The sequence below is a fragment of the Anaerofustis sp. NSJ-163 genome, from assembly GCF_024135845.1.
Classification (GTDB): domain Bacteria; phylum Bacillota; class Clostridia; order Eubacteriales; family Anaerofustaceae; genus Anaerofustis; species Anaerofustis butyriciformans.
This window is the reverse complement of the sequence record NZ_JAMYJV010000001.1, coordinates 1-20,155: the sequence shown is the minus strand read 5'-3', so window position 1 is coordinate 20,155 and position 20,155 is coordinate 1. Positions and strand designations below refer to the sequence as shown.

Below are 20,155 nucleotides of genomic sequence, written 5' to 3'. Positions count from 1 at the left end.
TTAATTTTTAGTTTGTTTTATTTCATATGTTTAAATTCTGTCTGTCTTAAGGCTTCATATAAAATTACACAAACACTGTTGGATAAATTTAAACATCTCGCATTCTCTTTTGGTATCATAGGTATCCTTAGTCTTGTATCCTTATATTTTTCGTGTATAAAATCCGGAAGCCCCTTTGTTTCAGACCCGAACATAAAATAGTCATTATCACAAAAACTAAAAGAAGAATAATTTTTATCTCCCTTTGTTGTAAGTAAATATAAATTTTTTATATCGTTTTTTTCTAAAAATTCATCAAAATTTTCATAAACGTGTATGTCTGCTTCATTCCAATAATCAAGACCTGCTCTTTTTAAATGCTTATCTCTAATGCTAAAACCCAAAGGTTTAATTAAGTGAAGTCTTGAATTTGTTACAGCACATGTTCTTACTATATTACCTGTATTTTGTGGAATTTCAGGATTAAATAAAACTATATTAAACATAAATTATCTCCGTTTTTCTTATATAAAATTAAAAAAATCTTAAATAATATATCATATTTTAAATTTATTTTACTATGTATTTATATTTATTTTACTTAAATTTTACATAAAATGCAAAATTTTTTTATTTTTTATCTAAATATATTATATTATTCCTTAAAAAAATAAAAAAACACAGAAAAATCTGTGTTTTACGGTTTGGTTAATTCTCCATTTTGAATTTGTTTTATAACTGGTAAATCGTTATATCCAAAATCAATAGCTTTTTGTAAATAATAATCTGTCTTTTCTTTGTTTCCTTCAAAATAATATGCCATAGACATTCCTGCATAAGCCATTGCATATTCAGGATATAAATTGATTGCTTTTTCAAAGTAATTTTTTGCATTTTTTGTATCCATAGGACTTTCTTTTAAGGATATGAGTCCAAGATTATAATACGCTTTTTCATTTTTACTGTTTATTTTTAAAACACCTTCATAACATTGTCTTGATTTCTCGAACTCATCAACAATATAATAAAGTCTTCCCATAACTTGTTTATATTCTTCATTGTTATTATCAAGTTCATTTGCTTTTTCCATATATGCAGTTGCAGTATCAAATCTTTTTAACTGCCAATATGAATAGCCTAACATATAATACATATTTGCTTCATCATTTTTATGTTTATTTAAAGATAAATCATTGTCAGTTATAACTTTTAATGTTTCAATAGTATTATAAAAATCCTGTTTTTTAAAGTACGATAATCCAAGTTCATAATTTGAATCAGCATCTATATCTTCTTTACAAGAACAAAAGGAAACAAGGATGCAAAAGCATATTATAAAAACAAATATCTTTTTTAATGTTTTCATTTTACTTACTATTTTTATTTCAATAAGTTCATATCCTGCATCAGTTATAACTTTTTTAAATACATCATCATTAATATCTTTACTTAATTTAACATAAGCACTTTTTTTGTCTAAATCAACAGTACATGCTTCTACACCATCAATTTCTTTAAGTTTCTTTTCAACTGTCATACTACAGTGAGGACACATCATTCCTTCGATTACAAGTTGTTTTTCATTTTTGCTCATTTTTGTTTCTTCTCCTTTTTCATCTTTATTATCTTCATTATCAAACTTTATAAATTTAAGTCTTAATGCATTTGTTACAACACATACGCTGCTAAGACTCATTGCCGCTGCACCAAACATAGGATTTAATTTCCATCCTAAAGCTGTATAAAATAATCCACTTGCTAAAGGTATACCTATACTATTATAGAAAAATGCCCAAAACAAATTTTCTTTTATATTTTTTATAACAGCTTTACTTAATTTTATAGCATTTACGACGTCAAGTAAACTATTTTTCATAAGAACTATGTCTGCACTTTCTATTGCAACATCAGTTCCTGCACCTATGGCAATACCAACATCAGCTCTGGCAAGAGCAGGAGCATCATTTATCCCATCTCCAACCATTGCAACTTTTTTACCTTCTTTTTGAATACTTACTACTTTTGCTTCTTTTTCATCAGGTAAAACCTGGGCTATTACTTTTGGAATAGAAAGCCTTTTTTGCACTGCTTTTGCTGTTCTTTCATTATCTCCCGTAAGCATTACAACATCTATACCCATATTTTTAAACTTTTCAATTGCTTCTTTACTGCTTTCTTTTTCAATATCAGCTACCGCAATAATTCCAATTACATCTTCCTCATTTGCAAAAATTAAAGGAGTTTTCCCCTCATCCGCAAGAGCATTTATTGTTTTTTCATATATAGATATATCTACATTAATATCATTCATTAAAGATGCATTTCCTGCAAAATACATTTTTGAATTTATTTTTGCTTTAACACCTTTACCGAATATTGCTTCAAAATCTTCATTTGGAATAGTGTTTATATTATTATCCTTAGCATATTTAACTATTGATTCTGCAAGAGGATGTTCACTGCCACTTTCAAGAGAATATGCAATACTTAAAAGCTCTTCTTTCGAAATTTCAAAATTTAACACATCAGTAACAACAGGTTCACCTTTTGTTATTGTTCCTGTTTTATCAAGAACAACTGTATCTATGCTGTGTGCAATTTCTAAAGCTTCTCCTGACTTTATAAGTATTCCGTTTTGAGCCCCTTTTCCCGTTCCAACCATTATTGCAACAGGTGTTGCAAGTCCAAGAGCACAAGGGCAAGAAATAACAAGAACAGAAATGGCTACTGATAAAGCAAATTCAAAGCTCTCACCAAGAAGTAACCATACAATCATAGATATTAATGATATACCTATAACTATAGGAACAAACACCCCTGATATTTTATCAGCCATTTTTGCAATAGGTGCCTTTGATGAACTAGCTTCTTCTACAAGTTTTATAATTTTATTAATTGTAGTATCTTCATTCACATTAGTTGCTTCAAATTTTACGAACCCTGATTTGTTTATTGTTGCACCAATTACTTTATCTCCCACTGATTTTTCAACAGGTATGCTTTCTCCTGTTATCATTGATTCATCAACACTTGTATTTCCATTTACGATTATACCGTCAACAGGAAAACTACTTCCGGGTTTTACAATTACAATATCCCCTTTCATAACATCATCAACAGGTACTTCCATTTCTTCTCCGTTTCTTTCTACAACTGCCATTTTTGGAGCTAAATTCATAAGTTTTGAAATAGCTTCACTTGTTTTCCCCTTTGACTTTGTTTCCAAAAATTTTCCCAAAGTTATAAGCGTTAATATCATTCCTCCTGATTCAAAATATAAATTTGTGCTGTATTTATTAACAAGTTCTAAATCTCCATAACCAAGACCATGACCAATCATAAATATTGCAAAAACACCATACACAACAGCAGCCATAGAACCAATAGCAATAAGACTATCCATATTTGGACTACCTTTGAATAATGTTTTAAATCCAACAGTATAATACTTTCTGTTCATATACATTATAGGTAAAACCAGTAAAAATTGAATAAAAGCAAAATTTATGGCATTTTTACTTCCATGAAATAAATTCATTATAAAATCAGGTGTCTTTAACCCTAAAAATCCATCAAACATATGATACATTGCAATATACATAAGTGGAATTAAAAATGCAAATGAAATTATAAGCCTTTTTTTCATATATTTTATTTCTTCATCATTATTTACACTTACATTATTTTTTGATTTTATGTTTGTAATATTTTTATCATGTAAACTTGCTCCATACCCTATTTCCTTTACATCATTTATTATGTCGTTACAATTTGTTATATTTTCATCATAAGAAATATTCATGCTGTTTGTAAGAAGATTGACACTTACTTCTTCTACTCCGTCTTTTTTACTTAATGTCTTTTCTATTCTTGACGAACAAGCAGAACAACTCATGCCGGTAATATCATATTTTTCCTTTTTCATAACATGCTCCTTCTATTTAGAGTTTTTAACATATGCTAATTATTCTAAAAAAAGTATAACACTTAATCCTATAATGTCAATAGGAAATATATTTTTTTTATATAAATATTATACACCATGTTAGCAATAACAAACAAGTAAATATAAAAAAAAGATAACCCATATGGAGGTTATCTTTAATGATGGAATAATCTTGTACCGATAAAAGACATTACCATGTTATATTTGTTACAAGTATCTATTACATTATCGTCTCTTATTGAGCCGCCTGCTTCAGCAATATATTTAACTCCGCTTTTATATGCTCTTTCTATATTATCACCAAATGGGAAGAAAGCATCTGACCCAAGACATACATCTGTCATTTTAGCTAAATACTCTTTTTTTTCTTCCATTGTTAATACTTCTGGTTTTTTAGTAAATACATTTTCCCAGCTTCCGTCTCTTAATATGTCATCATGTTCCTCTGAAATATATACGTCAATAGCATTATCTCTATCTGCCCTTCTTAAGCCTTCTTTAAAAGGTAAGTTTAAAACTTTATCGTGGCTTCTTAAAAACCATGTATCAGCTTTATTACCTGCAAGTCTTGTACAATGTATTCTTGATTGTTGACCTGCTCCTATTCCTATTGCTTGTCCGTCTTTTACATAACATACTGAATTTGACTGAGTATATTTTAAAGTTATTAAAGAAATTATTAAATCTCTTTTTGCACTTTCACTCATATCTTTGTTTTCAGTAACAATATTTTCAAGCATATCTTCATTTATTTTTATATTGTTTCTGCCTTGTTCAAAAGTTATACCAAAAACTTCTTTTCTTTCTATTTCTTTTGGAACATAATTTTTATCAATTTTTATAACAAGATAGTTTCCTTTTTTCTTTTTCTTTAATATTTCTAAAGCTTGTTTTGAATATGAAGGAGCAATAATACCATCTGAAACTTCTTTTGATAAATAAAGTGCAGTTGCTTCATCACATTCATCAGACAATGCGGCAAAATCACCATAAGAAGACATTCTATCAGCTCCCCTTGCTCTTATATAAGCATTTGCTATACCTGTAAGTTTTATATTTTCATCAACAAAATACATTTTTTTCAATGTTTCATCAAGTTCCAAACCAACCGCAGCACCGGCAGGTGAAACGTGTTTAAAAGATGCCGCAGAAGGAAGCCCTGTTGCTTCTTTTAATTCCTTAACTAATTGATAGCTGTTAAAAGCATCAAGAAGATTAATGTATCCAGGATTACCATTTAAAACCGTAATTGGTAAATCTCCATCTTCCATATAAACTCTTGCAGGTTTTTGATTTGGATTACATCCATACTTTAACTGTATTTCTTTCATTTGTTACACTCCTAAAATAATAAAGAGCCCACCAATCCAGGCTCTTGCCCAGACGGTCGGCTCATAATAATCATTATACTTCATGTGGTTAATTCCACTATTCCGTCAGTCGTATAACATAAAATAGAATAACATTTTTTTATTTTTAAGTCAATATTATATCTGAAACATTTATTCTTAGTGCTTAATTACTATTTATATTTCCTATTTTATAAACATTAATTGAAGCATCGCTCAAAGTAAAACCACTGCTGTCAGGTACTACAGTTAACACACAAGGTGTTGAAGTAACTGAAATTGGCGTAGAAAAAGACATATTTGCATAATTACCTGAACTTGATAAAAACTGTCTACTTACGGCACTACTTACAGCACTTCCGTTTTTATATAACGAAATACTTATTGCTGAAGGAGAAGAACCTGAAGCACCCGCAGAAACGTTAAATATAACTTGATAAATTCCATTTTGCGAAATTGTTATATTTGAAGAATTTGTACTATGAGTTATTGCACTGCCACTATTTAAATAATTACTGTTAAATTGAATAGGTTGATTTGCGGTTGTTGGTTGTGGTGCAGAATCAATTGCACATAATATTTGAGGATTATCCAAACTGCTTGCGCCTGTGGCACCTGTTGCGCCAGTTGCTCCTGTTATACCGGTTGCGCCCCTTGGAATTGCAAAATTAAAAACCGCATTTTGAGGTGTTCCTGAATTTGTAACAGTAGCAGAAGTACCAGGCGCAGAAGTTGTAACTGTTCCAACACTTAATGTAGCAGCTTGACCGTTATTTCCGCTTGGACCTGTTGGGCCTGTCGGACCCGTAACACCAGTTGCTCCACTTGGGCCTGTTGAACCTGTAGCACCAGTTGCTCCACTTGGGCCTGTTGGACCCGTTGGACCTGTAACACCAGTTGCTCCGCTTGGACCTGCTGGTCCTATTGGGCCCGTTGGACCTGTAACACCAGTTGCTCCGCTTGGACCTGTTGGTCCTATTGGGCCTGTCGAACCTGTAACTCCAGTTACTCCGCTTGGACCTGTTGGGCCTGTTGGGCCTGTCGGACCCGTAACACCAGTCGCTCCACTTGGACCTGTAACACCTGTTGCTCCTGTAGGACCTTGAACACCTTGGGGACCTTGGGGACCTTGAGCTCCTGTTGGTCCCGTTGCTCCTGTTACACCTGCACCTGTAGGACCTTGTATCCCTTGAGGTCCTTGTGGTCCCTGTGGGCCGGTTGGACCTGTCGCCCCTGAACCTGTTGCTCCTGTAGCTCCCGTTGGGCCGGTTGGGCCTGTTGGACCTGTAACACCAGTTGCTCCTGTAGGACCTATTATACTATTACCATTTGGTCCTTGTGGTCCGGTTGTACCAGTTGCCCCTGTTGGTCCTGGACACCCTCTTGGACCTCTCGGACCTGTAGCTCCTGTTGCCCCCGTTGGGCCGGTTACTACGCAGCAATTATGACTTTTGGGAGTATAACAGCAAGAAGATTGATTATTATTTGTATAGGGATAATATTCATTTGATTTCATACTGCATGAATTATTTTTTTTAGAATGTTTACAACAATTTGAATTATCGTTACCTTCTAAAAAACTGTTATAATCAAAATCATACATTATATTTTCACTCCTTATTTTACTTTTAAGAAAATATATTTTTAAAGTATTCTCTGTTTATCATATATTCTCTACCAGCAGGCTTTATAATGCCTGCTAATTCATTATATTCATTTGCTAAATTTGTGTTACCGATTTTGTCATAACATACACAAAGTTGAATTAAAGGAATATATCCATAACAATCTTCTAAAATAAATCCCCCTAAAGTATCCTTTCTACTACAATTAAGTGCCGCTTTATACCAATAAATTGCATCATTGTATCTATTTATATTAACAAAATAATTTCCTATATCACAACAAACTTCCGCTCTTGGAGTATCATACTTAAATGTCCTAAACAATACTTCAATTTCTTTATCTGTTTGTCCTATATTTTTATAACAATAAGACATCATCCTTAAAGCATCAATTTTATTTTCCAAAAATCCGTTATCCATATTTAAAAACTTTTCAAATCCATCAATTGCATTATTAAATTTATTGTGATAAAGAAGTTCCCTGCTATAATAAAATAGTTCTCTTGGAGAAAAAACAACCCCGTTATTTAATAATTTTTCAAATATTTTTATATTTCTGTCACTGTAGCTTTTCTTTATTTTTTTATGAGTAACGGCAATATTAGAATATTCTATTTTTCCAAAAGGAACTATTGCCTCATGAACATAACCGTTCCACATATCCTTATGAATATTTTTTATTAATCTTTCCCTGTAATATGAAAAAACGACATTGCCATTCTCATCAAACGACGTATTATATTTCATCATTACAACATCTATATCATTACTCATGTTTTCTTTCATTTTTATGAATTTCTTTTTATCTTCATCAAGTATTACATCATCTGCATCAAGCCATAAAATATATTCTTTTGTAGCTTTTGAAAAAGAAAAATTTCTTGCATTTGAAAAATTATCTACCCATTCATAATCATATATTTTATTTGTGAATTCTTTTGCAATTTCTTTTGTTCTATCCTTCGAACCTGTATCCACTATGATAATTTCATCAACAATATCTTTAATGCTTTTTAAACATCTTTTTAAAACACTTTCTTCATCTTTTACTATCATACATAAACTTATGCTTACCAAAACAAAACCTCCTTTTTGAGAGTTTATATATAATATGAAATATGATGAAAAAACGTTAAAAAAATAAAGGGTAAATACCCTTTATTTTATAAATTCTTAATTTCTTTTTGGTATATTCTCGATAAGAAGAAGACACAAAGGAATACAGCGATAATCTCTGCAAAAGGAAAAGACCACCATATTAAATTAAGTCCTCCTATTTTTGAAAGCACATAAGCGACAGGAAGAAGAACAACAAGCTGTCTTATTCCTGATATAAGTAAACTTTCCAACCCATGCCCTAAAGCCTGACACATAGAAAGAGTACAAATACTAAAACCTGCAAATACAAAACTTATTCCTATTATTCTAAGTGCAGGAACACCTATACTCATCATTGTATTTGAAGCATTAAATACAGAAAGAAGTTCTTTTGGGAAGAACAAGAATAGTAAAAAACCTACAAACATAATCCCAACGGCATAAAAAATGCTAAGTTTGAAAGTTTTCATTATTCTTTCTTTCTTTCTCGCTCCGTAATTGTACGATATAATAGGCACCATACCGTTATTTAATCCAAACACAGGCATAAAAACGAAACTTTGAAGTTTGAAATATACTCCAAAAACCGCTGTTGCCGTAGATGAAAATGTAATTAAAATCTTATTCATTCCAAAGGTCATAACTGAAGATAATGATGATAAGATAATCGAAGGAATACCAACAGAATAAATCCTTTTTATAATGGATAAATTAGGTCTATATCCCTTTAAATTTATATCTATCTCGTGATTCTTATAATGATTAAACAAAAACCCAACAATAGCAGCTATAATTTGCCCCGTTACTGTAGCAAGAGCAGCTCCTGCAACTCCCATTTTTGGAAATCCAAATAACCCAAATATCATTATAGGGTCTAATATTATATTTATTATTGCTCCAAGACCTTGCATATACATATTATAAACTGTTTTTCCCGTAGATTGTAACAGTCTTTCAAATGCTATTTGAAAGAATACTCCAAAAGATAAAACGGTACATATGGTTAAATAAATTGTTCCGTCATTTACAATATCTGTTATATTTGTCTGAGAAAGGAAAAAGGCTCTTGAACCAAAAATTCCAAATATTAAAAATATAATATAATTAATTGCTGCAAGAAATATTGCTGTTTTTGCAGCTTGATTTGCCTTATCAAACTCCTTCTCTCCAAGACATTTTGATAAATAAGCATTAACACCTACTCCCGTACCTACTGCAACTGCAATCATAAAGTTTTGTATCGGGAAAGCCAAAGATACCGCAGTTAATGCATTTTCGCTTAACATCGCAACAAACATACTGTCAACAATGTTATATAAAGCCTGTATAAGCATTGATGCCATCATAGGAAGTGACATAGTAACAAGTAACTTGTTTACAGGCATTACCCCCATTTTATTCTCTTTTCTTTTGTCTATAACAAGCTCTTTTTCATCCATTAAGCTTTATTCTCCTTTATTTCAACTAACGCTTTTATCAGCTGTGCACATTCATCCAAACCTATTGTGCTGTTTAAAACCATATCATAATTTTTTGCTACATTCCATTTTTCATCTGTAATATAATTATAATATTTAGCTCTAGATTTATCTATTTTTGTTACATAATGTTCAATATTTTTTTGTTCTACGTGATAATCTTCCTTAACACGTTTCACTCTTTCTTCAAATGGTGCACTTACGAATATTCTTGCACAATTTTCTTTGTGTCTTAGAATATAGTCAGCGCAAAGACCAACAATAATACAAGGTCCTTTATCTGCCACTTTTTTTATAATATCTGCTTCTGAAACAAGAAGCTGTCCCTCAACAGGTAAATTATCATAACTAAAACTCAAATTTGAAAAACATCCTATTGGATTTCTTGTATCGGCATTTCTTATAAAATCAGCTGCAAGACCTGTTTCTTGAACAATTAAATTTATAAGTTCCTCGTCATAAAAAGGAATATCTAAAAGTTTAGAAACTTTTTTTGCTATAAGACGTCCTCCTGAACCGTATTCTCTTCCTATTGTAATAACTGTATTCATATTTACACCTCCCATTCCATAAACACGAACACATTTTTATATAATTTTTTATTATTTTTAATTCTATGATAAAAAAATATTTTTGTCAACAAAGCAACTTAAGCAAAAAAAAAGAAAGAGTTTTCACTCTTTCTTTTAAAATTACTAAGCCTCAACTTTAGATTCTTTTTCTTTTTTCATTTTATCAAAATATTTCTTTGTTTCACTAACGACTACACCGCTTAATGCAAATAGTGCAATCATATTTGGAACTGCCATTAAACCATTAAATATATCAGCAATTGTCCAAACAGCTTTTACTGTCATATATGGACCAATAAATATTGCTAAAATATAAATCCATCTAAATGTAAGTAATGCTTTTTTGTTTCCGCCGTTTAAATATTCAAGACATCTTTCAGAATAATAATCCCAACCTAAAATAGTTGTAAAAGCAAAGAATACAAGACAAATCATTAATATAAATGATGATATTTGTGGAGAAAAAGGAAGTCCGTTATTAAATGCATATGTAGTTACTTCAACTCCTTCAAGCCCACTCACTTGCCACGCTCCTGTCAAGATTATAGATAATCCTGTCATAGTACATATTATTATTGTATCTATAAATGTTCCTGTCATTGAAACCAAACCTTGTCTTGCAGGTTCTTTTGTTTTAGCGGCAGCTGCGGCTATAGGAGCAGATCCAAGACCTGATTCATTTGAAAAAATACCTCTTGCGACCCCTTTTTGTACCGCAATAATCATACTACCAACTATACCCCCAGTTACGGCAGAAGGATTAAATGCTCCCTTTATTATAACCATAATTGCATTTGGAATTTCAGTTATATTGCATATCATTAAAATAAGACAAACAACAAAATACAAAACAGCCATAAACGGCACGACAACTTGAGATACACTTGCAATTCTTTTAATTCCTCCTATTAAAACAAGTGCAACACAAACTGTAAGAATCAAAGATGAAATAACAACTGTCCAAGAATATGTTCCTATACCGGGTATTGTAACAGTCCATGCCATATTAGGGTCAAAAAAATTATTCACTGCAGATGCAATACCATTAACCTGAGTAAAAGTCCCTATACTAAACAAACCAACACAAATCCCAAAAAAAGCAAATATCTTGGCAAGCCATTTCCATTTTTCACCCATTCCTCTTTCAATATAATAAAAAGGTCCCCCTAGAGCATGATTATCTTTATCCAAAACTCTGTATTTTACGGCCAAAAGACCTTCAGAATATTTTGTTGCCATACCGAAAAATGCAGCAAGCTCCATCCAAAACAATGCACCAGGTCCTCCCGCACATATTGCGGTTGCAACACCTACGATGTTACCTGTACCTATTGTTGCTGAAAGGGCTGTACACAAAGCACCAAAAGAGGTAACTTCTCCGTCTCCGCCTTCTTCATTTTTTACCATATACTTTAAAGCCAAAGGTAGTTTACGAATTTGAGTAAATCCCAATCTTAAAGTTAAAAATATTCCCCCTGCCATTATCAAAACAATCAAAGGAGTTCCCCATACAAAGTCATTGATTTTAACAAGAAGTTCAGTAAAATTGTCCAACATATTAAAACACCTTTCTAATAAAGAACAAAAGATAAAAAAAGAGCCAAATAAACATATTTGACTCTAATACTCTAAATAAAATAACATTACATAATAAAAAATATTAAAATAATTTTATTATACTCTGTCCTTTTGCCTGAGAGATTAATGTAAAACATCTTGCACCTTCGGCACTCCATAGAGATTCTCCAGAGCCACATCCGTTTATAGTCCTCATTCAAATTTGAATACCTGAGAGTTTTACTCCTTCGGTAAGGCAAAGCCTATTTTCCTACAAACTTCTTTTGTCCTAAATTATTATTAAATTTTCATACGCATATTATTATATATGAACTTTCTGAAAATTTCAAACATTTATTACATTTTTTTCATAATTTTTTAATTTTCTTTTGTTAAGATGTCAAAATTTATTTTTTTATAAAAAAGTTCTCTTATTTTATTAAAATCACTTGTTAAAGATAAAATCCACATAAGTTTAATACATACAGCTTCAACGGTCATATCAAAAGATTCTAAAACATTATATTCCTTCATTATATTTTTCCCTACTTCATAAAGCTTTGCATCGCTTCCTTCAAACATAACCTGTGTTGTAATAACAATAATTTTGCCTTGTTTTGTATATTTCTTTAATTTATCAAGAAAATTTCTTTTATTATGAAAAGGAACTCCCCCGACTCCGTAACTTTCAATAACTACAGCATCATAATTATCCATAATATAATCAAGTATATCGGGTTCAATACCTGGTATAAGTTTTAATACAAAAACGGAAGGTTTTAAACAATCATAAAATTTTATACTGCTTTCTTTTTCATTTTTTTCAACATATTTTACAATTCTTTCTCCATCAATAAATGCAGAAATAGGATAATTAATACTTTCAAAAGCACTGTAACTTTTACTTCTTACTTTTCTTGCTCTCGTACCTATAATTACTTTACCGTCAAAAACTACATAAACTCCATAATTTTGTTCATCTAAACAAAAGCGTATACTATCTGTTAAATTTTTCTTTGCATCGCTTATTGTTTCGTTAATAGGCTTTTGAGAGCCTGTTATTACTATTGGCTTTTTTGAATTTTGAATCAAATAAGATAATGCACATGCAGTATATGACATTGTGTCTGTGCCATGTGTAATTATAAATCCGTCATAATTATCATATTCTTCCTTTATTACATTTGCAATCTGACACCAATGCTCAGGCTGAATGTTTGTACTATCTAAATTAAATAACTGTTTAAAAGTTAGATTACATATTTTTTTTATTTCTGGTATATATTTCAGAATATCTTCTGCCCTAACATATGGCATTAATCCATTTTCTGTGTTTATACATGCAATAGTTCCGCCTGTTGTTATAAGTAAAATATTTTTCATTTTATCTCCTTATTTTAGAAAAGTCTCAATTGACTATTTTTAAATGATTTTATTTCACGTTTTTTTATTATATCATTTTCATTTATTTTATCGCATAATATAGGTGAATTAACATTATATAAATTTGATATTTTATTTACTAATTTACTGTTTTGATTTGCATAACAATAAATACATCCGTTTTGACAAGTATCATAACAACCTACATCTATGCTTTCAACGCATCCACATTCTTTTCTTTGATTTTTATCCTTTTTTATATCCAAATCACACCCTATATTTTTTTCAATAAGTTTTTTATCAATACAACTTCCATGCTCAATTCCATAATTTGATAAATCAATTATTTCTGAACATGTTTGTACCCTCATATTATTCTTTTTAGCTATTTTTGATATATTTTCGCAAATATACATTATTTCATTTTCATTTAAAGATCTTATATCATATTTTTCTATACTTTTTATTATTTTCTTATATATATCTAAAAAACTTATAACAACAGTATTTGTATAACCATTTAAATTTTTACATAAATAATCAAAAAATAATATATGAAAATTTGCATCATATTTTTTATTTATAAAAATTGGATCATATCTTAATATCATTTTTTCCTTTCCTATTTTTAAAGAAAGTTTTTTAAATATATCAATAATATCATCTTTATTATTACAAAAAGGCTCTATTTCTTTTCCATATCCTGTAATTGTATATTGTATATAATAATCATATTTTTTTAATTCATTTATTTTATTTAACATTTTTATAGGATATTTAGACCAAAAAACAATAAAATCTAAATTCCTATCATTAAACTCAATAAGACTTACATGTTTTTTATTTATAGGGTTTCTAACATAAACATATCCATCTTTTAACCTATTTAAAAACCAATCAAAGTAATAACAAGGTATATCTGTTCTCCTGCTTACACTAAGTATCATCTTCTAGCCTCTTTAACTTTTTATTCATTATTTAAAATATAACAAATATTTTGTTTTTTTACCAAATTTTTATTAATATTGTATTATTTTAAATTTTTTTATATAATAGATGTAAATTGTAAATTAATTAAATAAATTAATTAAAAATTTAATATATAAGTGAGGTACAAAAATGGACTACAAAATAAAAGGTTACAAACCTGAAAAACTTTTTAATTTTTTTGAAGAAATAAGCGCAATTCCTCGTGGTTCAAGCAATGAAAAAGGCATAAGTGACTATCTTGTTGAATTTGCAAAAGAAAGAAATTTATGGGTTTACCAAGACGAATTGTTTAATGTAATTATAAAAAAACCTGCAAGTAAAGATGCAAAAAATAAAGCTCCAATAATGCTTCAAGGTCATACTGACATGGTTTGCGAAAAAATTTCAAGTTCAAATCATGATTTCACAAAAGACGGTATTGATATTATTGTTAAAGATGGAATAATTACTGCAAACGGAACTACTCTTGGAGGAGATAACGGAGCTGCCGTTGCTTTAATGCTTGCAATTTTAGATGATGAAACTCTTTCTCATCCTGATCTTGAATGTGTATTTACAACACAAGAAGAAACAGGTCTTGGCGGAGCTGATCATTTAGACAAATCTCAAATCAATGCAAAAACAATGATTAATCTTGACTCTGAAGAAGAAGGTATCGCAACTGTAAGCTGTGCAGGCGGAATGAGATTTACTTTAAGTAAAGATATTGTTAAAGAAAATAAAAGCGGTACAATTTTAACAGTAAGCGTAGACGGTCTTTTAGGCGGACATTCAGGTATGGATATTAATAAAGAACGTCAAAATGCAAATATATTGTTAGCAAGATTAATAAATAGAGTTATTAGTAATACTTATACATATGTTGCTTCATTTAACGGCGGTAGTAAAGACAATGCAATCCCAAGAAGCAGCGAAGCTAAATTATTAATAGAAAACAAAGAAGAAGTAAATAAAGTTGAAGAAATAGTTAATAAATTATCAAAAGAATTTTCTGAAGAACTTGTACCTTTTGAACCTGATTTTGTTGTTAATGTTACAAAAGAAGAAGGAGAAACTAACGTATTAAGTAAAGAAGATGCAACAAATCTTGTAAGTGCTGTATACTTAGCGCCAAACGGAGTATTAAAAAGAAATCTTAAACAGGACGGATTTGTAGTAACATCTCTAAACCTTGGTGTAGTAAGCACAAACGATAATGTTGCAAAAATTGTTTTTGCTCCAAGAAGTTCAGTTGCTTCATTACAAGACGATACAACTGACAGACTTTACTTATTAGCAAGAACATTTGGTTTTAATTGTGATATCGCAGGTGCTTATCCTGGCTGGAGTTTTAAAGAAGAATCTCCAATTAGAGAAACTTTTATAAAAAGTTACAAAGAATTATTCGGTGGAGATTTAAAAATCGAAGCTATCCATGCAGGATTAGAATGTGGTTTATTCTCAGAATCAATTGAAGGTCTTGATGCAATTGCAGTTGGACCTACAATCAGAGGCGTTCATACACCTGATGAAGAAATTCCTCTTGATTCATTTGAAAGATTTTATGAATTATTATGCGATGTTCTAAAAAAAGAAGCAAATGCTTAAAAAATTAATTTAATATTAAATATTATCATCAAAGCTATTCTTAAATTTAAGAATAGCTTTACGCATTTTTAATAAAGAATTGTAAAAATTTATCATTTTTAATTGTAAATTAATAATATATTTACTTTTATGTAAATTTATTATATAATTCAGTTTGATTGTCTATAATAAAATTAAAAGAAAGGGGTTAAATTATGTCTGACAAACATAACGATTTTAAACCGTATATACCAGCAGATAAAGTTGCACCTGAATTTACAGTTACATCAATTCTTATTGGTATTATCTTAGCAATAGTATTCGGTGCTGCAAATGCTTATCTTGGTCTTAGAGTTGGTATGACAATCTCTGCATCAATCCCAGCGGCAGTTATTTCTATGGGTATTATCAGAGTTATTTTACGCCGTGATTCAATTCTTGAAAACAACTTGGTTCAAACAATTGGTTCAGCCGGTGAATCTGTTGCCGCAGGAGCTATCTTTACATTACCTGCCTTATTCTTATGGGCAAACGAAGGTATTATTTCAGCTCCAAGCATAATAACAATTTTCCTTATAGCACTTGTTGGTGGTATCCTTGGGGTAATTTTCATGGTTCCACTTCGTCAAGCTTTAATTGTTGAAGAACACGGAGTATTACCTTTCCCAGAAGGAACAGCTTGTGCTGAAGTTTTACTTGCGGGAGAAGAAGGAGGAAGCAAAGCAAGCACTGTATTTGCAGGCCTTGGTATTGCTGCTTTATATAAATTCATTGCTGATGGAATGAAAGTTTTCCCAAGTGAAATCGGATATGATATTAAAGGTTACGCAGGTTCGGCAATTGGTATCCAAGTACTTCCTGCATTAGTAGGTGTTGGATATATCTGTGGTCCAAAAATTTCAAGCTACATGCTTGCCGGTGGTACATTATCATGGTTTGTAATCATGCCTATAATTGCTCTATTCGGTGCTGATGCAACAATCTTCCCTGGAGATGTTGTTATTTCATCTTTAGCACCAAGTGACTTATGGGGTACATATGTAAAATACATCGGTGCCGGTGCGGTTGCTACAGGTGGTATTATAAGCTTAATCAAAAGTTTACCTTTAATTGTTAAAACATTCTCTCAAGCTATGAAGAGTATGGGTAAAAAAGCTACAAGCCAAAATACACTTCGTACAGAAACCGACTTACCAATGCCAGTATTATTAATTTTATTATTAATTATTGCTGTTGCTATCTGGTTACTTCCGATGTTCCCAGTTAACTTCCTTGGAGCATTAATTATCGTAATCTTCGGTTTCTTCTTTGCAACTGTTTCATCAAGAATGGTTGGACTTATCGGTTCATCAAACAACCCTGTTTCTGGTATGGCTATTGCAACATTAATTATTGCAACTATTCTTCTTAAAGCTACAGGAACAACAGGTGTTGATGGTATGGTTGGTTCTATTGCTATCGGTGCTATTATCTGTGTTATCGCAGCTATCGCCGGAGACTGTTCTCAAGACTTAAAAACAGGTTTCATTCTTGGTGCTACTCCTAAGAAACAACAAATCGGTGAAATCATCGGTGTTATTGCTTCAGCTGCTGCAATCGGTTATGTATTATACCTATTAAATGCAGCATGGGGTTACGGTTCTGCTGAAATCCCTGCACCTCAAGCTACTATGATGCAAATGATAGTTGAAGGTATAATGAATGCACAATTACCTTGGGCTTTAATCTTTGCAGGTGCCGGTGTTGCAATCGTAATTGAAATTTTAGGTGTACCTGTTTTACCTGTTGCAGTTGGTATGTACTTACCATTCAGCTTAAGTGCTGGTATCATGGCAGGTGGTCTTGTTCGTTTAGCTATGGATAAAAGAAAAGTAAGCGAAGAAGAAAAGAAAGAATCTGTTGAACGTGGTACATTATATACATCTGGTTTAATCGCCGGTGAAGGTTTAATGGGTGTTGTTCTTGCTGTTCTTGCTGTAGTAAACAAAGCAGAAGCAATCGATGTTTCTAAAGCATTTAGCATCGGTCAAATAGGAAGCTTAGTAGTATTTGCACTATTAATTGTTTCTCTTGTAATGGTTTGTTTAAAAAAGAAAGATAAAAAAGAACAAGCTTAAATGTTTTAAATAATAAAAAGATGTAACTTATAAAATAAGTTACATCTTTTTATAAAAATGAAAGGAACTCCATAAATGAGTAAATCTAATAAAAAAAATAATAATTATCTTGAATTTATTCCAATCAAAAATCCTCAAATGGAATATGAAACAGATGAAAATGGTATTGTAATTATAAAAAAAGACTGGGTTGGTTTTTATAATAAAATTGCACAAAAATTTTTTCATAAACCTAAAACCAGCAACATCTCTTTAGATGAATACGGAAGTTTTATTTGGCTTAATATAGATGGTGAAAGTACAGTTTATCAAATTTCACAAAAATTAGATGCTCATTATCCAAAAATGGAAAAAAGCTTATCTAGATTAATTAAATTTTTGGAAATCCTTCAAAATCATAATTTTATAACTTGGAAGGAGATTGATTAATGTCAATACTACATTATCTACCATATTTATTATTATTTATGGTTGCAACAATGCTAATTTATGGATGGGGGCTATGGCGTGCATCTCGACAACAAAGAGATTTAATGAATATGTTATATTCAAAAGCCGTTTCAAAAATAAAAAAGGCAATCAAACAAAAAGGTCCTTTATCAAAAAAAGAAATACAAGAAGTAGTAAAAAATATTCAGGTAAGCCAGCCTTTCTCTAAAAACCGTTTGGGCGTAACGGATAAAGTAAGTTTTACAACTTCTATTCTCTCTTTTATGATTGAAAATGATATGTTAATAAAAGAGAAAGAAAATGGAAGATTCGTTTATAAACTTAAATAAAAAAAGATATCTTTCGATATCTTTTTTTTATAAAGTTTAAATATTTAAAATACATAAAAATTTTAATTATTCACTTTTAAAATTCATATTTATATAATTTTAGCATAAATTAATTATATAAACTTTAGGAGTGAAAAATGAAAATTAATTATAAAAAACTTCTTTTATCAATTTTAATACCTCTTCTTGTAGGAGGGGTGTCGGCACTATTTACAAAAGATAGTATGGATATATATATAAATCTAAATCAACCTGTATTATCTCCCCCAGGGTTTATTTTTCCTATTGTTTGGACGATATTATATATTTTAATGGGAATCAGTGCATACTTTATATCATTTTTTGATGGAGAAGAAGAAGAAAATGCTCAAAAAATATATATTATTCAACTAATTTTAAATTTTATATGGAGCATAATATTCTTCAATTATAATAATTTTATACTTTCATTTATTATTTTAATAATACTATGGCTTTTTATCTTAAAAATGATTATATCTTTTTATAAAATTAATCCTATTGCAGGTTATTTGCAAATCCCATATCTTTTATGGGTTACTTTTGCAGGATACTTAAATTTCATGATTATTCTTTTAAATTAAAAAAAGCTTCAATTAAGAAGCTTTTTTACCTTAAAGGAAGTTTAACTATACTATATTTCCCTCTAAAATTCTCATCTCCATAAGAAATTTTTTTCTCTTTTAATTTATATAGTAAATAATCCATAGTTTTTGGAGATAATTTTTCAATAGCTGGATAATCAGGGAACCTATTTATTTCCGGAAATTTTATTCCATTTTCCGTTATTGCAAGGTCAAATCCAAAATATTCAAGCTCGGGAATATTTCTTGCAACATCCAAAACTGTCTGTTTTATCTTTTCCCAGTTTGGCAAATAACCTTCTATTTTTACATTAGTATCAGGATGATATAAACATGGTTTAATTTCATTATCTTCAATTATTTTTGCATCGTAAAATTTTCCTGTTTCAATATCAATTTTTGCAAACATCCCCCCTGCCCCCATATTATCTACGGCACCGGTTCTTTTAGATCCAAATCTCATATAAGCATTCCCAATTTGAGGATTTTTACCATCTTTTTTAAATACAATCATTCGTATTGTATTAACAGCACCTGAATATATATTTTTAATTACAGGATGCATGTTTATATATTCAGTTATTAAGTATTGATTATTAACATCTTTTAAAATATTAAGAACATCTTCTTTTTTTGCTTGTTCATGATTAAGATAGTATTTACCGTCTAAATATTCAAATTTATAAAATCCGTCACCATGAGAACCTTCATCGGGTTTTAAAGCAAGTGATTTTTTTTCTTTTACAAGTTTAAAAATATCTTCAAAAGTATTTGTATACCCTTCAGGACAATCCATCATAGAAATAACTTTATTATTTCCATTTTTTAGAATTATATGGTAATAGTATTCAGGAAAACAATTATTATAATCAGAACAAATATACTTTACGGTTATTTTATCTTCCATCCATTTTCTGTATTCATTATTTATATGTCTTAACCATCTATACTCAAAATCAGAAATATAATTATTATAATTCTCATCATTTATTCCATATTGATGTAATCTGTAAGATATAAAACCATGTTTTTTTGCCCATATTTTTTCTTTAAATGTAGTATCCTTATTTGTAATAAAGTCTTTTAACTGCTCTTTGGGAAATTTTATTGAAAG

At 30.1% G+C, this 20,155-nt stretch carries 15 protein-coding genes, 1 pseudogene and 2 riboswitches; of the genes and pseudogenes, 5 read left to right on the top strand and 11 right to left on the bottom strand.

Going from position 1 to position 20,155, the window contains the following annotated elements:
• Positions 1-17: 17 nt before the first annotated feature.
• From trmL to M6G78_RS00035, 10 genes and pseudogenes are all read right to left on the bottom strand, one after another.
• The gene (gene trmL, locus M6G78_RS00085; protein ID WP_253229210.1) at positions 18-485 is read right to left on the bottom strand and encodes a tRNA (uridine(34)/cytosine(34)/5-carboxymethylaminomethyluridine(34)-2'-O)-methyltransferase TrmL; all 468 of its coding nucleotides are present in this window, start codon (positions 483-485) and stop codon (positions 18-20) included.
• 191 nt (positions 486-676) lie between these two features.
• Positions 677-3,904 carry a heavy metal translocating P-type ATPase gene (locus M6G78_RS00075; RefSeq protein ID WP_371922812.1) on the bottom strand — a complete coding sequence of 1,076 codons (3,228 nt, stop codon included), beginning with the start codon at positions 3,902-3,904 and terminating at the stop codon, positions 677-679.
• A 176-nt stretch (positions 3,905-4,080) separates the two neighbouring features.
• Positions 4,081-5,256: a phosphoribosylaminoimidazolecarboxamide formyltransferase gene (locus tag M6G78_RS00070; RefSeq protein WP_253229209.1), complete on the bottom strand. Its 1,176-nt coding sequence runs from the start codon at positions 5,254-5,256 to the stop codon at positions 4,081-4,083.
• A 39-nt stretch (positions 5,257-5,295) separates the two neighbouring features.
• Positions 5,296-5,379, bottom strand: a riboswitch (ZMP/ZTP riboswitch).
• Between the two features lie 661 nt (positions 5,380-6,040).
• A pseudogene (locus M6G78_RS10310) lies at positions 6,041-6,703 on the bottom strand (hypothetical protein); the annotation flags it as partial.
• 199 nt (positions 6,704-6,902) lie between these two features.
• Positions 6,903-7,976 (bottom strand): glycosyltransferase family 2 protein, encoded by a 1,074-nt coding sequence (locus tag M6G78_RS00060; RefSeq protein ID WP_253229208.1) that lies wholly within the window; start codon positions 7,974-7,976, stop codon positions 6,903-6,905.
• An 86-nt stretch (positions 7,977-8,062) separates the two neighbouring features.
• Positions 8,063-9,436, bottom strand: a complete 1,374-nt coding sequence (locus M6G78_RS00055) for an MATE family efflux transporter (protein WP_253229207.1) — start codon at positions 9,434-9,436, stop codon at positions 8,063-8,065.
• The gene (locus tag M6G78_RS00050) at positions 9,436-10,026 is read right to left on the bottom strand and encodes an AAA family ATPase (RefSeq protein WP_253229206.1); all 591 of its coding nucleotides are present in this window, start codon (positions 10,024-10,026) and stop codon (positions 9,436-9,438) included. The genes M6G78_RS00055 and M6G78_RS00050 overlap by 1 nt, the downstream gene beginning before the upstream one ends.
• Before the next feature lie 144 nt (positions 10,027-10,170).
• The gene (locus tag M6G78_RS00045; RefSeq protein WP_138269387.1) at positions 10,171-11,604 is read right to left on the bottom strand and encodes a sodium:alanine symporter family protein; all 1,434 of its coding nucleotides are present in this window, start codon (positions 11,602-11,604) and stop codon (positions 10,171-10,173) included.
• Between the two features lie 114 nt (positions 11,605-11,718).
• A riboswitch (glycine riboswitch) is annotated at positions 11,719-11,806 on the bottom strand.
• Between the two features lie 176 nt (positions 11,807-11,982).
• Positions 11,983-12,987 carry an asparaginase gene (locus tag M6G78_RS00040; protein ID WP_253229205.1) on the bottom strand — a complete coding sequence of 335 codons (1,005 nt, stop codon included), beginning with the start codon at positions 12,985-12,987 and terminating at the stop codon, positions 11,983-11,985.
• 14 nt (positions 12,988-13,001) lie between these two features.
• Complete coding sequence (locus M6G78_RS00035; RefSeq protein WP_253229204.1) at positions 13,002-13,934, bottom strand: DUF1848 domain-containing protein; 933 nt, start codon at positions 13,932-13,934, stop codon at positions 13,002-13,004.
• A 172-nt stretch (positions 13,935-14,106) separates the two neighbouring features.
• On the opposite strand from M6G78_RS00035, the gene M6G78_RS00030 reads away from it, so the two are divergent.
• The 5 genes from M6G78_RS00030 to M6G78_RS00010 all read left to right on the top strand — a co-directional run bounded on the left by M6G78_RS00030 (position 14,107) and on the right by M6G78_RS00010 (position 19,041).
• Positions 14,107-15,564 (top strand): aminoacyl-histidine dipeptidase, encoded by a 1,458-nt coding sequence (locus M6G78_RS00030; protein WP_253229203.1) that lies wholly within the window; start codon positions 14,107-14,109, stop codon positions 15,562-15,564.
• A gap of 194 nt (positions 15,565-15,758) precedes the next feature.
• Complete coding sequence (locus tag M6G78_RS00025) at positions 15,759-17,660, top strand: OPT family oligopeptide transporter (protein ID WP_253229202.1); 1,902 nt, start codon at positions 15,759-15,761, stop codon at positions 17,658-17,660.
• A 75-nt stretch (positions 17,661-17,735) separates the two neighbouring features.
• The gene (locus M6G78_RS00020; RefSeq protein ID WP_253229201.1) at positions 17,736-18,089 is read left to right on the top strand and encodes a PqqD family protein; all 354 of its coding nucleotides are present in this window, start codon (positions 17,736-17,738) and stop codon (positions 18,087-18,089) included.
• The gene (locus M6G78_RS00015; RefSeq protein ID WP_207734475.1) at positions 18,089-18,439 is read left to right on the top strand and encodes a hypothetical protein; all 351 of its coding nucleotides are present in this window, start codon (positions 18,089-18,091) and stop codon (positions 18,437-18,439) included. The genes M6G78_RS00020 and M6G78_RS00015 overlap by 1 nt, the downstream gene beginning before the upstream one ends.
• 137 nt (positions 18,440-18,576) lie before the next feature.
• Positions 18,577-19,041: a TspO/MBR family protein gene (locus M6G78_RS00010; RefSeq protein ID WP_253229200.1), complete on the top strand. Its 465-nt coding sequence runs from the start codon at positions 18,577-18,579 to the stop codon at positions 19,039-19,041.
• 25 nt (positions 19,042-19,066) lie between these two features.
• On the opposite strand, the gene M6G78_RS00005 is transcribed toward M6G78_RS00010, so the two are convergent.
• A partial coding sequence (locus tag M6G78_RS00005; protein ID WP_253229199.1) for a sugar-transfer associated ATP-grasp domain-containing protein occupies positions 19,067-20,155 on the bottom strand: 1,089 nt, incomplete at its 5' end.